The sequence below is a fragment of the Pseudomonas mosselii genome (assembly GCF_019823065.1).
Lineage (GTDB): Bacteria > Pseudomonadota > Gammaproteobacteria > Pseudomonadales > Pseudomonadaceae > Aquipseudomonas > Aquipseudomonas mosselii.
In genome coordinates, this window is the sequence record NZ_CP081966.1 from 5,696,737 (window position 1) to 5,710,503 (window position 13,767).

10 protein-coding genes and 1 tRNA gene are annotated in these 13,767 nt (G+C 65.2%); 3 read left to right on the forward strand and 8 right to left on the reverse strand.

What is annotated here, in order from left to right; all coding sequences use genetic code 11:
* Positions 1–148: 148 nt before the first annotated feature.
* Together K5H97_RS26530 and K5H97_RS26535 are read left to right on the forward strand one after the other, a co-directional pair.
* Positions 149–1,591, forward strand: a complete 1,443-nt coding sequence (locus K5H97_RS26530) for an alanine/glycine:cation symporter family protein (RefSeq protein ID WP_028690259.1) — start codon at positions 149–151, stop codon at positions 1,589–1,591.
* A gap of 75 nt (positions 1,592–1,666) precedes the next feature.
* Positions 1,667–2,656, forward strand: coding sequence for an asparaginase (locus K5H97_RS26535; RefSeq protein WP_028690258.1), 990 nt, complete (start codon positions 1,667–1,669; stop codon positions 2,654–2,656).
* A gap of 95 nt (positions 2,657–2,751) precedes the next feature.
* Here the strand turns inward: K5H97_RS26535 and K5H97_RS26540 are convergent.
* The 8 genes from K5H97_RS26540 to K5H97_RS26575 form a co-directional block, all read right to left on the reverse strand.
* A tRNA-Sec gene (locus K5H97_RS26540) sits at positions 2,752–2,847 on the reverse strand.
* Positions 2,848–2,865: 18 nt separating this feature from the next.
* Positions 2,866–4,776, reverse strand: a complete 1,911-nt coding sequence (gene selB, locus K5H97_RS26545; RefSeq protein ID WP_028690257.1) for a selenocysteine-specific translation elongation factor — start codon at positions 4,774–4,776, stop codon at positions 2,866–2,868.
* Complete coding sequence (selA, locus tag K5H97_RS26550; protein WP_028690256.1) at positions 4,773–6,200, reverse strand: L-seryl-tRNA(Sec) selenium transferase; 1,428 nt, start codon at positions 6,198–6,200, stop codon at positions 4,773–4,775. Before selA ends, selB begins: the two co-directional genes overlap by 4 nt.
* 133 nt (positions 6,201–6,333) lie before the next feature.
* Positions 6,334–7,254 (reverse strand): formate dehydrogenase accessory protein FdhE, encoded by a 921-nt coding sequence (gene fdhE, locus K5H97_RS26555; RefSeq protein WP_028690255.1) that lies wholly within the window; start codon positions 7,252–7,254, stop codon positions 6,334–6,336.
* Positions 7,255–7,258: 4 nt separating this feature from the next.
* Positions 7,259–7,915, reverse strand: a complete 657-nt coding sequence (locus K5H97_RS26560) for a formate dehydrogenase subunit gamma (RefSeq protein ID WP_028690254.1) — start codon at positions 7,913–7,915, stop codon at positions 7,259–7,261.
* A complete protein-coding gene (gene fdxH, locus K5H97_RS26565) occupies positions 7,912–8,862 on the reverse strand; it encodes a formate dehydrogenase subunit beta (RefSeq protein ID WP_028690253.1) in 951 nt (316 codons plus the stop codon). The genes K5H97_RS26560 and fdxH overlap by 4 nt, the downstream gene beginning before the upstream one ends.
* Positions 8,862–11,930 carry a formate dehydrogenase-N subunit alpha gene (gene fdnG, locus K5H97_RS26570; protein ID WP_139121029.1) on the reverse strand — a complete coding sequence of 1,023 codons (3,069 nt, stop codon included), beginning with the start codon at positions 11,928–11,930 and terminating at the stop codon, positions 8,862–8,864. The genes fdxH and fdnG overlap by 1 nt, the downstream gene beginning before the upstream one ends.
* Positions 11,931–12,083: 153 nt before the next feature.
* On the reverse strand, positions 12,084–12,953 hold the full coding sequence (locus K5H97_RS26575; RefSeq protein WP_028690250.1) for a DMT family transporter: 870 nt from the start codon (positions 12,951–12,953) through the stop codon (positions 12,084–12,086).
* Between the two features lie 171 nt (positions 12,954–13,124).
* Between K5H97_RS26575 and K5H97_RS26580 the strand changes: the two genes are divergently transcribed.
* Positions 13,125–13,622 carry a GlcG/HbpS family heme-binding protein gene (locus K5H97_RS26580; RefSeq protein WP_081791553.1) on the forward strand — a complete coding sequence of 166 codons (498 nt, stop codon included), beginning with the start codon at positions 13,125–13,127 and terminating at the stop codon, positions 13,620–13,622.
* Positions 13,623–13,767: the final 145 nt, after the last annotated feature.

Sequence of the window (13,767 nt, forward strand, 5' to 3'; positions counted from 1 at the left end):
TTCTAGCATCAAGTCGCACCAAAACGGAGCAACCCGCGAAATTGTAACCACAGTTGTCATAGCCAACCATGCGCCCCCAATGAAAAGCGGTGCGCCTGCCGCCCGCTGGTCTTTCCACGCGAAGAATAAGAATCGAGGTCATTTTCCAATGCTCGAAGCACTCAACGATTTCCTCTCGGGGAAACTGCTCATCGTGCTGATCGTCGGACTCGGCGGTTACTTCACCATCCGCTCGCGGTTCGTCCAGTTCCGCCATTTCGGCCACATGTTCGGTGTCTTCAAGGAATCCCTTCGCGGCCAGGCAGGCCAACTGAGCTCGTTCCAGGCCTTGATGCTGAGCCTGGCCGGTCGCGTCGGCGCCGGTAACATCGCCGGTGTCGGTATCGCCGTGACCCTCGGTGGCCCGGGCGCCGTGTTCTGGATGTGGGTCACCGCGCTGGTGGGCATGTCCAGCAGCTTCTTCGAATGCACCCTGGCCCAGGTCTACAAGCGCGCCGATGGCGATGGCCTGTACCGCGGCGGCCCGGCGTACTACATCCAGCACGGCCTGAAGCTGAAAAGCATGGCGATCGTGTTCTCGATCCTGCTGCTGGTCACCTACGGCTTCGCCTTCATCGGCCTGCAGTCGTACACCGTGACCCACTCGCTGCAGAACGCCTTTGCCTTCGATCCGAAACACACCGGTATCGTCTTGGCAGCCCTGCTGGCCCTGACCTTCATCGGCGGTATCAAGCGCATCGCCGCAGTGTCCGACCTGCTGGTACCGGTCAAGACCCTGGCCTACATCGGCGTGACCCTGTACGTGATCGGCACCCAGATCGAACACGTCCCGGCCATGCTGGAAACCATCTTCAAGAGCGCCTTCGGCCTCGACCCTGCGTTCGCTGGCCTGCTCGGCAGCGCCATCGTCATGGGCGTGAAGCGTGGCGTGTTCGCCAACGAAGCAGGCCTGGGCAGCGCGCCGAACGTCGCCGCCGTGGCCGCCGTGAAGCACCCGGGCGCCCAAGGCGTAGTCCAGGCCTTCAGCGTGTTCCTCGACACCTTCGTGATCTGCACCTGCACCGCGCTGCTGATCCTGCTGTCGGGCTTCTACACCCCGGGCTTCGAAGGTGACGGCATCGTCCTGACCCAGAACTCGCTGGCCGCCGTGGTCGGTGACTGGGGCCGCATCTTCGTCAGCGTCGCGCTGTCGCTGTTCGTCTTCACCTGCATTCTCTACAACTACTACCTGGGCGAAAACAGCCTGCAGTTCCTCAGCCGCAACCGCTCCGTGCTGATGACTTTCCGCGGCCTGGTACTGGCGCTGGTGGTGTGGGGTTCGACGCAGGACCTGTCGACCGTGTTCGCCTTCGCCGACATCACCATGACCTGCCTGGCATTCGTCAACCTGATCGCCCTGGCCATGCTGTTCAAAGTCGGCCTGCGCGTCATGCGCGACTACGACGCTCAGCGCAAGGCTGGTATCAAGCAGCCAGTGTTCGACTCCAGCAAGTTCACCGACCTGGACCTGGACCGTGCCGCCTGGCCGGCCAATCCGCAGGCTGAAACAGCCACTGACAAAGCCGCCGTTCAGGCGCACGCTCAGCGCTGATATTCTCCCCTGCCCCAGCCGCCCCGTCCGTGGGCGGCTGCCTCTTCCTTCGCTACATCGCTACGGAAAATTCCCATGCGTGCAGTCAAGAATCTTCTCGTCCTTTACACCGGTGGCACAATCGGCATGCTACAGACCGCCGAAGGCCTCGCGCCGGCCGGTGGCTTCGAAGCGCGCATGCGTGACCACTTCGCCAACTGCGGCGACGCGCCAAAGGTGCACTGGTCGCTGCGTGAGCTGAACCCACTGATCGACAGCGCCAACATGCAACAGGCCAACTGGCTGGCGATGCGCGATGCCATCGTCGAGGCGGTCGAGCGTGATGGCCACGACGGCGTGCTGGTGCTGCATGGCACCGATACCCTGGCCTACAGCGCCGCGGCCCTGTCGTTCCTGTTGCTGGGCCTGCCAGCACCAGTGCTGTTGACCGGTTCCATGCTACCGGCCGGCGCGCCGGACAGCGATGCCTGGGCCAACCTCGTCGGCGCCCTGAACCTGTTCGAAAACGGCCTGGAAGACGGCGTGCAGCTGTACTTCCACGGTCAGCTGCTGCACGGCTGCCGCGCCTCGAAGTTGCGCAGCGAGGCGTTCGACGCCTTCACCGTGCTGCCCCGCCATCGCGAGGGCGAACACACTTCTGAGCTGCCGACCCGCCTGGACTACCGTCAGCCACGCCAGCCGGTCAAGCTGGCGGTCATGCCGGTGTTCCCTGGCCTTGCCGCCGAACATCTGCGTGGCCTGTTCGACAGTGGCATCCAGGGGCTGGTGCTGGAGTGCTACGGCAGTGGCACCGGCCCGTCCGACGACCAGGCACTGCTCGACGTGCTGCACGACGCCCGCCAGGGTGGGGTGATGATCGTTGCCATCAGCCAGTGTCCGGAAGGTTCGGTGGTATTCGACACCTATGCCGCCGGCAGCCGTCTGCGTGACACCGGTCTGGTCAGTGGCGGTGGCATGACCCGCGAGGCGGCGCTGGGCAAGCTGTTTGCGCTGTTGGGCGCAGGGTTGGACGTGCAGGCGGCGGAACATTGGTTCGCGCTGGACCTGTGCGGCGAGCGCGCCTGACTCGCAGATCGTCCGTTCGCCATCGCGGGGCAAGCCCGCTCCCACAAATCCGTGGGAGCGGGCTTGCCCCGCGATCGTTTCAGCCTCTGGAAAAGTGGCGGAAGGCAGCGGGAGTCGAACCTGCCCGGGAACGGCTGCCGTCCCCAACCGGGTTTGAAGCCCGGCCGCGCCACCGGGCGCGATTGCCTTCCTTGAAATCAGGGCCCGCGTTACGGTTGGGCCAGGGCGCTGTCGACGCGGATATGACGCAGGTCGCCAACTCGTCGGGTCAAGCCAACGCGGTCGAAATACTCGAGAATCTGCACAGTGCGCTTGCGACCGATGGCCAAACCATCGCGAAACGCCGCGACCTGCACTATCGGCGATGTCTCGGCCTGACGCAACAGCAGCTCTGCCATGCGCTTGAACGTCGTCTCCGGGTAAAACAGGTCACGCACCACCTGGTGCACCAGGCCCAACCGGGCAAGCTTGCGCAACAGCAGGCGCACGTCAGCCTCGTCGCAGCCCTCCTCGCCGGCCAGGGTCCGCACCCAGGGCGGATCGAACTCGCCCGCCAACAGGCGGGGCAACAGACGCGCCCACAACGCGGTATCCGCCTCGCTCAACTGGACCCGGTGATCCGGCAGGTGCAGCCACGGGCCACTGCTGCTGATCGCGCCTTCGCCCAGCAACTCATCCAACAGGCTGACAAACGCAGGCCGCTCCAACGGCAATGCGGTAAAGCGGCGCAGTCGGTCACGGTCCGGGCCAAGCTGATCAGGCTCCTGTTCATGGAACTGCGCCAGGCGCTCCAGCACTTGTCGTTTGAGCGCCTGCCACTGTAGGCAATCGAACAGCAACTGACCTTGACGCGTGGCAATCACCAGCACCGCATCCGGCAACTGCCAGGTCTCACGCAGGCGATTGAACTGACGCTCCAGACGCCGGGGCTCGAGCCCGCCCGGGGCTGCCTCCAGCAAGGCCGGCAACGCCCGCTCGAGGCCGTCGGCATTGCGCAACACCTGCAACTGGCGCAAGCGCGCCTCGCTGCGCCGCTGCCGGCTCGGGGCGAATGGATCGAGCACACGGCCACCACCCAGCGTGCGCTGGGCGCGCTGGTCGCGCAGAACCAGACGATCCCCATGCACTGCCTGCAACGGTGCATTGAGCAGCAGTTGGGCGAACATGCGCTGGCCAGCCTCGAGCCGTTCCCCTTCGAGCAACGCGACCCGGGCAGTGACATCCTGGGTCCCCAGGTGCACGTGCACCGCGCTGAAGTGCTCGAACACGCGTGTTTCTCCGGCCAGCAAGGTGAGGTCGATATCCACTCGCACGCTGGGTGCATGCAACCACTCAGGTAGCAGCCAGTCGCCGCGATGTACCTGTTCGGCCGAGAGCTTTTCCGCGCTGATATTCAATGCCACCCGCTGCCCTGCCTCGGCGACCAATGCCGCCTGGTTTTGCGCGTGCAGGCCACGCACCCGCACCGGTTTGCCTACCTTGCCCAACAGCAAGGTGTCGCCGACGCTGACCCGCCCGGCCAGCGCCGTGCCGGTGACCACCACCCCTGCCCCGGAAACCGCGAAGGCCCGGTCCACGGCCAGGCGGAAACCGCCGCGCACGCTGCGCTGGCGCACATGCGCCTCGGCCGCCAGCAAGGCCTCGCGCAGGGCGTCGATTCCCGCGCCGGACAGGCTCGAAACCGGAAATTGCCTGGCCCCGGCATAGGGCCCAGGCGCGAGCAGTTCGGTGACCTGGGCCTGGACTTCGATCAACCGCGCCGGCTCGACCCGGTCGCATTTGCTGATGACCACCAGCGCCTGGGGAATACCCAGCAGTTCGATGATCGACAGGTGCTCACGAGTCTGCGGCATCACCCCGTCGTCGGCGGCCACCACCAGCAGCACCAGGTCGATGCCATGGGCGCCGGCAAGCATGTTGTGGATAAAACGCTCGTGGCCAGGCACATCGATAAAGCCTGTCAGCGGCGCGCCTTCGGCCAACGGGGCATAGCGGTAGCCAAGATCGATGGTCATGCCCCGGGCACGCTCCTCCTGGCGTGTGTCGCCGGCTTGGCCGGTCAGGGCCTGGAGCAGCGCGGTCTTGCCGTGGTCGATGTGGCCGGCGGTACCGACGATCACTGCACCGGCCCCAACTGCAACGCCGGCAGTTGCGCCAGCCACTGGGCCTCATCGTCCAACTGGCGCAGGTCGAGCCACAGGGCATCGTCATCGATGCGGCCGAGTACCGCCACCGGCAGGTCGCGCAGCGCCCGCTCCAACACATGCAGGCTGCGCCCGCGCAGTTTCTTCGACACCTGCGGGCGCAGGCACAAGGCCGCGCTGGGCAGGCGCGCCACGGGCTGGCTGCCGCTGCCGATCATGCCCAGGGCCGGTTCGACGCTAACCGTCCATTGCGTCCCCAGCCGTGCGGCCAGTTCAGGCGCCAGGCGCTCGGCCTGGGCGGCGATCTCGGCCTGGGGCCGGGTGAGCAGGCGCAGGCTCGGCAGGCGCTCGACCAGGCGGTCCGGGTTGCGATACAGCGCCAGCACGGCTTCGAGTGCCGCAAGGGTGATCTTGTCGACCCGCAGGGCACGCTTGAGCGGATTCTTCTTGATCCTCGCGATCAGCTCCTTGCGCCCGACGATGATCCCCGCCTGCGGCCCGCCGAGCAGTTTGTCGCCACTGAACGTGACGATGTCGGCGCCATCGGCCAGCGCCTGGCGCACGGTCGGCTCGGCCGGCAAGCCCCAACGGGTCAGGTCGAGCAGGCTGCCGCTGCCCAGGTCTTCAAGCAGCGGCAACTCATGAGCATGAGCGATGCGCGCCAGTTCCGCGGTAGGCACCTGGGTAGTGAAACCCTGGATGCTGTAGTTGCTGCAATGCACGCGCATCAGCAGGCCCGTGCGCGGGTTGATCGCGGCTTCATAGTCGCGGGCGTGGGTGCGGTTGGTGGTGCCGATCTCGTGCAGCTTCACCCCCGCGCGCGCCATGATGTCGGGGATGCGGAAGGCGCCGCCGATCTCGATCAGCTCGCCCCGGGAGATGATCCCTTCCTTGCGCGCGCCCAGGCTGTTGAGCGCCAGCAGCACGGCGGCGGCGTTGTTGTTGACCACGGTGACGGCCTCGGCGCCGGTCAGCTCGCGGATCAGGCTTTCGATCAGGTCGTCGCGGTCGCCGCGCTTGCCGGTGTTGAGGTCGAACTCCAGGTTCAGCGGATAGCGGGCGGCGGTCTGCATGGCGTCGATCGCTTCCTCGGGCAGCAAGGCCCGGCCCAGGTTGGTGTGCAGCACCGTGCCGGTGAGGTTGAACACCCGGCGCACCTGGCTGCGCTGCTGGATGGCCAGGCGTTCGCCGGCTCGGCCCAGGAGCACTTCGGCGGTCAGTTCGGTGGCACTCAGTTGGCCGAGGCGAGCAGGCTCGCGCAGGTCGTCGAGCAACTGGCGCAGGGTGGCCAGCGTGGCGTCACGACCGTGTCGGTCGATCAGCGGGGCGCAGGCCGGATGGCGCAGCAAGGTGTCGATGGAAGGCAGGCGTGGGGTGTCGCTGGCGAGGGTTGAAGACATCAGTACTACCTTAAACAAATCCGTTGTCTGTTCCGGCCTCTTCGCGGGCAAGCCCGCTCCCACAGGTACTGTACGCTTCCTGTGAGAGCGGGCTTGCCCGCGAATCAGGCGACTCGGTATTGCAGTGTAGACACTACCCTGGCGCCAACAGCAGGTTCGGCGCCAGCCGATGGAAACCCTCCTCGTCCAGGCGCATGTCCAGCGCCAGGCTCGCCAGGTCGTCGGCCAGCGGCTCGGCCGCGGCGTCGTTCTCCAGGTAGCACTGCTTGAGGTAGCTCTGGCACCCCGGGCAGCACTCGGCGCGCAGCGGCGCCTTGCCCGGCGCGTGGCGGTCATCCTCGAGGTTACTGTAGCGCAGGTCCTTGCTCGACTCGCAGTACACGCACTTGACCCGCACCACATGCCATTCGCAGGCACACAGCGAGCAGGCCAGGTAGCGCAGGCCATTATGCTTGCCACGGTTACGCACTACCCCGGCCATGGCCGGCGATCCACAGGCTGGGCACTGGGCCAGGCTGCCCGCAGGCTTGAGCTCAGGCGCAGGCAAGGCCAGCAGCCAGCTGGACCACGCCGCCTGCAACGCGGCGCCAATGAAGGGCACCAGCGCCGCCGGCACTGCATCGTACTGGCCACCGAGCAGGGCGATAGCCCAGCCCTTGCGCTGGGCATCGTCGCTGCCACGCAACGCATCCAGCGCCTCGGCCAGTGGCCCGTCGGATGCGGTCTCGAAGCGCTCGAGCAACGCCTGCAACCAGACCAACCAAGGCCCTTCACGCACCAGGCTGTCGGCCGCCAGGGGCGGCAAACCATGACTTATACACAGGCGCTGGCGCTCTTCGGCCACCGGTAATCCCGCAGGCGGGTTATCCACAAGCTGCTGCTGAATCCGGCACAGCCGGGCCATCAACCGCAGGTAATCACCCAGGGCGTTACCCTCGGCCAGTTGCTCAAGCCGTGTGGCGCGCACCTCGAAGAGGTGGGCGGCGGGCAGGTGCAGAAACGGCGGCATCACTGCCGACGCTTCGATCTGTCCAGGTTCGAGAATCGTGCTCAAACGGTCATCCTTCTTTTCCACCGTGGTTGTGTGGCGACTTGTCGCCGGTCACTTCCCGGTACCACAGTTCATGGTGCTTGCGCGCCCAGGCGCGGCTCACCCAGCCATGCAGCATGGCGCCGATCGAGCCCTTGATCCAGATCCCGGCATAGATGTGCACGATGATGCTGAGGATCAGCACGAACGCCGCCAGGGCATGCAACAGCGTGGACAGGCGAATGACCTCGATGCCGAACCAATGGCTGAAGTACGCGCGCCAGATCACCACGCCGCTGACCAGCAGCACCAGCATGCAGGCCAGCAAGGTCCAGAACAGCAGCTTCTGCCCGGCGTTGTACTTGCCGACCGGCGGCACGCCCTCTTCCTTGTTGAGCATCACCCGGTCGATGCGGCGCAGCCACAGGCGGTCGTTGGCGGTGATGAAGTTGGCGCGCCAGAAGCGCAGCACCAGCCCGAGGAAGAACACGAACATGCCCACGCCGATGAACGGGTGAAGGATCCGCGTCCACGGCCCGCCGCCAAACAGGTGGCTGAGCCAGAACAGTGCCGGATGGAACAGCGCCAGCCCCGAAAGGCCGGCCAGCACGAACAGGATCGCCACGACCCAGTGGTTGCTCCGTTCGTTGGCGTTGTAGCGCAGGATAGGCTTATTGTCATTCATGGCCGCTGCTCCCCCTGCCCGCCCGGGCGGTTCGGATCATAGACATGCACCGCCGGGTCGACCTCGTGGACCGTGTTATCCACAGGCGCCGGGTGTTCGTCCTCCTCGACCCGCTGCGGCCCCACGCGTACATAGTGGAAGAACCCGGCCAGCACCGCCGCGCCCATGGCCAGCAGCGCCAGGGGCTTGCTGAAGCCCTTCCACAGCCCCACCAACGGGCTGATCACCGGTTGGTCCGGCAGGCCGGCGTAGATCCTCGGCGTGTCGGCGTGGTGCAGCACGTACATCACATGGGTGCCGCCGACGCCATCCGGATCGTACAGCCCGGCGTTCTCGTACCCCCGCGACTTCAGGTCGACGATGCGCTCGTCGGCATGCACCTTCATCTCCTCCTTGCTGCCGAAGACGATCGCCCCGGTCGGGCAGGTCTTCACGCAGGCCGGCTCCAGGCCCACGCTCACGCGGTCGGAACACAGGGTGCACTTGTACGCCTTGTGATCCTTCTGCGAGATGCGCGGGATGTTGAACGGGCAGCCGGTGATGCAATAGCCGCAACCGATGCAGTGGTCCTGGTTGAAGTCGACGATACCGTTGGCATGCTTGATGATCGCCCCCGGGCTCGGGCAAGCCTTCAGGCAACCGGGCTCGGCACAGTGCATGCAGCCGTCCTTGCGGATCAGCCACTCCAGGTTGCCGTCGTCGCGCTCGTGCTCGGTGAAGCGCATCAGGGTCCAGGTCTCGGCGCTGAGGTCCTGGGGGTTGTCGTAGGTGCCGTGGTTGTGGCCGACCTCGTCACGCAGTTCGTTCCACTCCGAGCACGCCACCTGGCAGGCCTTGCAGCCGATACACTTGGTGGTGTCGATCAGCTTGGCGACTTCCTGCTGCTGGCGTACCGAGGGCGGTACGGTGGTGGTGGCCGAGCGGGCGATGATGTCTTGGCTGGCCATCAGAGTTTCTCCACTTTGACGAGGAACGACTTGGACTCCGGCGTCTGCGTGTTGCCATCACCGAGGAACGGCACCAGGGTGTTGGTCAGGAAGCCGTGCCGCGTGCTACCGGTGAACCCCCAGTGCAACGGGATGCCGATCTGGTGCACGGTCTGGTTGTTGACCTGCAACGGACGGATCCGCTTGGTCACCACCGCCACCGCGTCGATATAGCCGCGCTTGCTCGACACCCGCACCCGGTCGCCGGCCTTGATGCCCTTCTCGTTCGCCAGCACCTCGCCGATCTCGACGAACTGCTCGGGCTGGGCAATGGCGTTGAGCCGGCAATGCTTGCTCCAGAAGTGGAAGTGCTCGGTCAGCCGGTAGGTGGTCGCCGCATGGGGGAACTCGTCGTGGGTGCCGAGGGTGTCCCACACCGAATCGAAGATCCGTCCGGCCGGGTTGCTGGTGGCCTTCTTGTTCTGCGGATGCAGCGGGTTGATACCGATCGGCGTCTCGAACGGCTCGTAGTGCTCAGGGAACGGCCCCTCGGCCATCTTGTCGATGGCGAAGAACCGCGCCACGCCCTCGGGGTTCATGATGAACGGATTCATCCCCGCTTCCGGCGGCGAGTCGACCTTGAAGTCCGGCACGTCGGTGCCGGTCCAGGCCTTGCCGTTCCACCACACCAGGCGTTTCTTCTCCGGATCCCACGGCTTACCCTGCGGGTCGCTGGAGGCACGGTTGTAGAGGATCCGCCGGTTGGCCGGCCAGGCCCAGGCCCAGTTCTGCACCTGGTGCATGCCGTACGGGTCGCTGTTGTCGCGCCGGGCCATCTGGTTGCCCTGCTCGGTCCAGCAACCGGCGAAGATCCAGCAGCCCGACGCGGTGCTGCCGTCGTCCTTCATCTGGGCGAAGCCGGCCAGTTGCTGACCGGCCTTGAGCGTGGCGCCGGTGGCGTCGGTGAGGTCGCTGACCGCCCAGCCGTTCATCTCCTTGGCCAGCTCTTCGGGCGAAGGCTCTTCCGGGACCTTGTACGGCCAGCTGAGGTTGAGCATCGGGTCGGGATAGGTGCCGCCTTCGGCCTGGTAACGCTTGCGCAGGCGCAGGAACAGCTCGCTCATGATGTGCACGTCGGTGCGGGTCTCGCCCGGACCGTCGGCGCCCTTCCAGTGCCACTGCAGCCAGCGGCTGCTGTTGACCAGCGAGCCGTCTTCCTCGGCGAAGCAAGTGGTGGGCAGGCGGATCACCTCGGTCTGGATGTTGGCGGTGTCGACGTCGTTGAACGCGCCGGCGTTGCGCCAGAACTCGGAGGTCTCGGTGGCCAGCGGGTCCATGACCACCAGCCACTTGAGCTTGGCCAGGGCCGCGGTGACGCGGTTCTTGTCCGGCAGCGCGGCGATGGGGTTGAAGCCCTGGCACATGTAGCCGTTGACCTTGCCCTGGCCCATCATCTCGAACATGCGCAACACGTCGTAGGCCGGCACGTCGAGCTTGGGCAGCCAGTCGTAGCCCCAGTTGTTGGCGGCGGTGGCGTTGGCGCCGTACCAGGCCTTCATCAGGCTGACGTGGAACTTGCCGTAGTTCTGCCAGTACGACAGCTGCCCCGGCCGCAGCGGCTTGGAGGCGCGCTTGTCGATGTAGGCGGCGTAGTCCTGCTCGGCGTCGCCGGCCAGGGTGAGGTAGCCCGGCAGCGAGTTCGACAGCAGCCCCAGGTCGGTCAGGCCCTGGATGTTGGAGTGCCCACGCAAGGCGTTGACCCCGCCCCCCGGCATGCCGACGTTGCCCAGCAGCAACTGCACCATGGCCGCGCTGCGGATGATCTGCGCGCCGATGGAGTGCTGGGTCCAGCCCAAGGCATAGAGGATCGTCATGGTCTTGCCCGGTGTCGAGCAGGTGGCGATCTCTTCCCAGATCTTCATCATCTGGTCCTGGGGCATGCCGCAAGTCATGCTCGCCAGTTCCGGCGTGTAGCGGCTGTAGTGCTGCTTCATCAGCTGGTAGACGCAACGCGGGTGCTGCAGCGTCGGGTCGACCTTCGCATAGCCGTCCTCGCCCAGCTCGTAGCCCCACCCGGACTTGTCGGCGTACACGCGCTTGGCCGCGTCATAGCCGCTGAACAGCCCGTCCTCGAAGCCATAGTTCTCTTTGACGATAAACGACACGTCGGTGTAGTTGCGCACGTACTCGTGCTGGATCTTGTCGTTGCTCAGCAGGTAATTGATCAGCCCGCCCATGAAGGCGATGTCGCTGCCGGTACGGATCGGCGCGTAGTAATCAGCCACCGAGGCGGTACGGGTAAATCGCGGGTCGACCACGATCAGCCGCGCCTTGTTGTGCGCCTTGGCTTCGGTCACCCACTTGAAGCCGCACGGGTGCGCTTCAGCGGCGTTGCCGCCCATCACCAGGACCAGGTTTGCGTTGGCGATGTCAGACCAGTGATTGGTCATCGCGCCACGGCCATACGTCGGGGCAAGACTTGCCACCGTCGGGCCGTGTCAGACACGCGCCTGGTTATCGAACCCCAGCATGCCCAGCGAACGGATCACCTTGTGCGTCAGGTAGCCCGCTTCGCTGGAAGCGGCGGACGCGGCGAGAAAGCCGGTGGTGAGCCAGCGGTTGACCGTCTGGCCCTGGGCGTTCTTCTCGATGAAGTTGGCGTCGCGGTCCTGTTTCATCAGCTCGGCGACGCGGTCGAGGGCTTCGTCCCAGTCGATGCGGGTCCACTCGTTGCTGCCCGGCTTGCGCACCTCGGGGTACTTGAGGCGGCTGGGGCTGTGGATAAAGTCCAGCAGGCCGGCGCCTTTCGGGCACAGGGTGCCGCGGTTGACCGGATGGTCCGCGTCGCCCTCGATGTGGATGATATTCTGTTTGACGTTCTTGCCCGCGTCACCCTGGCTGTACATGATCAGGCCGCAGCCGACCGAGCAATAAGGGCAGGTGTTACGGGTTTCTTTGGTATGCGCCAGCTTGAAGTGGCGCACCTGCTCGGCGAACGCGGGTGTCGGGGCCATGCCCAACGCCGCAAGGCTCGAGCCTCCAAGGCCGACGGCGGCGACCTTGAAGAATTGCCGACGGTTGAGATCCATCGTGCACTCCTGATCAGGTTCTCGGGCGCGCGGGACTTGGCCGGCGCCTCAGGGACTTCACGGTGGCGGTGGACAGACACCGCCAACTGTTAAGCCTAGTCAAGAATCTGCAAAGCGCGATGATCTGGATCAGGCGCAAGGCAAATCGCCGCCTTATCCATACAGATGCAACAGGACCGCGCCCGCCAGCACCAGGAGCACCCCGACGATCTGCAGCAGGGACAGGCGCTCACGGTAGAACAGGAAGCCGAGAATGGCGGCGATGCCTCCGGACAAGGTACTGATCACCGTGACGACTGCGATCGAGCCATGCAACGCGCCCCAGGAAAACGCCGAGAAGCCTCCCAGGTTGAAAAGGCTGGCTCCACACAAGGTCCCCCAGGTCTTGAGCCTGACCGTAACCTGGTTTCGAAACATTCGCAGTGCTTCAGGCAGCAGGAACAGAACCCCCACCCCGTAGCCCAGCGCCAGCATGTTCACCGGCCCCAGCACTGGCAGGGCGTACTTGCCCTGAACCCAGAAGCTGACGCCATACAGCAGCGCCGCCAGCAGGGCGAAGCCGACCGACAGCCGACCGTCCGCAGGCGCTTGCCCACTGCCGCCCTTTGCCTCACGGCTGGCCAGGACCACACCCAGAAAGCAGGTCAGCAACCCGAAGATCTGCCAGGTGCCCAGCGTCTCGCCGCCCAGCCAGGCGAGCAGCGTGGTGAACACGCCATAGGAAGTCACCAGCGGCGCCACCACCGAGGTCTTGCCGATCGCGAACGCCTTCGAAAGAGCCAACGCGCCGCTCAGGGTACACAGCGCCGCCAGGCAGGCGAGCAGCAGCACGCTCGCCGGGGCCGCGACCATCTTGATGAGTTGCTGGGAAGATACGGCAATGATGAGCCCCATCAATAACAGGCCCAACAACTGTCCGAAGAATACCGCCCGCTTTACCCCGACCGCCCGGGCATTCATGCCGACCAGAAAGTCGGTGGCTCCCCAGAGTACGGCCGCCAGCAGCCCCATGAGCACATCCATGTCTCGGTTCCTGAATGGGAGGAGCGTGACGATAGCCATCGTCAGTTCCAAAGTTCAAGCCACATGACGGCATTCAAGAACAGCACTACGTCGCTATCGGAAACGTACTACGTCGCGAAATATCCTGTGCCTGTTAGGTTAACGGGCCACACATGGACGAGGCTCACGGGCATGAGCATCAAGTACCTTTTGACCACTCTCTTGATTGGCACTTCGGTGTTCCTTCAACCCACCGTAGCGGCGACGGCAGACAATGTTCACACGCCTCCCACCACGCAGCAGATCACAACCGAGCGAGCACGGAGCATGGCCGATGCCGCAGAGCGTGCCGCCCGCGCCCAAGGCTTTGCCATTGTCATCAGCATCGTCGACAACCACGGCAACCTGAAGTACTTCCACCGCATGGATGGCACCAGCAGCGGCAGCATCCAGGTCGCGCAGCTCAAGGCAGAGACATCCGCCCGCTTCCCTCTGTCGACCCGCTCGCTCGGCGAGCGCAGCACCGCGCTGCCGGCCAATCCCTACGCCTCGCTCCCCGGGTTCACCCTGCTGGAAGGCGGCCTGCCGATCATGGACGCGAACGGCAGGCATATCGGCGGCATCGGTATCAGCGGAGCAACGCCGGAACTGGACGCCCAATTTGCCAGAACGGCACTCGAGGAAGGCTGACGCCTTGTCAGAGCACCGGCTTCAGACAAAAAGAAACCCGCTTCAGGTATGAAGCGGGTTTCTTGTTTCAGCTCCGTTTTCGCGGGAGGCAGCCATGGCGCCTCCTGGAAGTATCAGAACGGTAATAAGCACCTTTAAGCCTGGC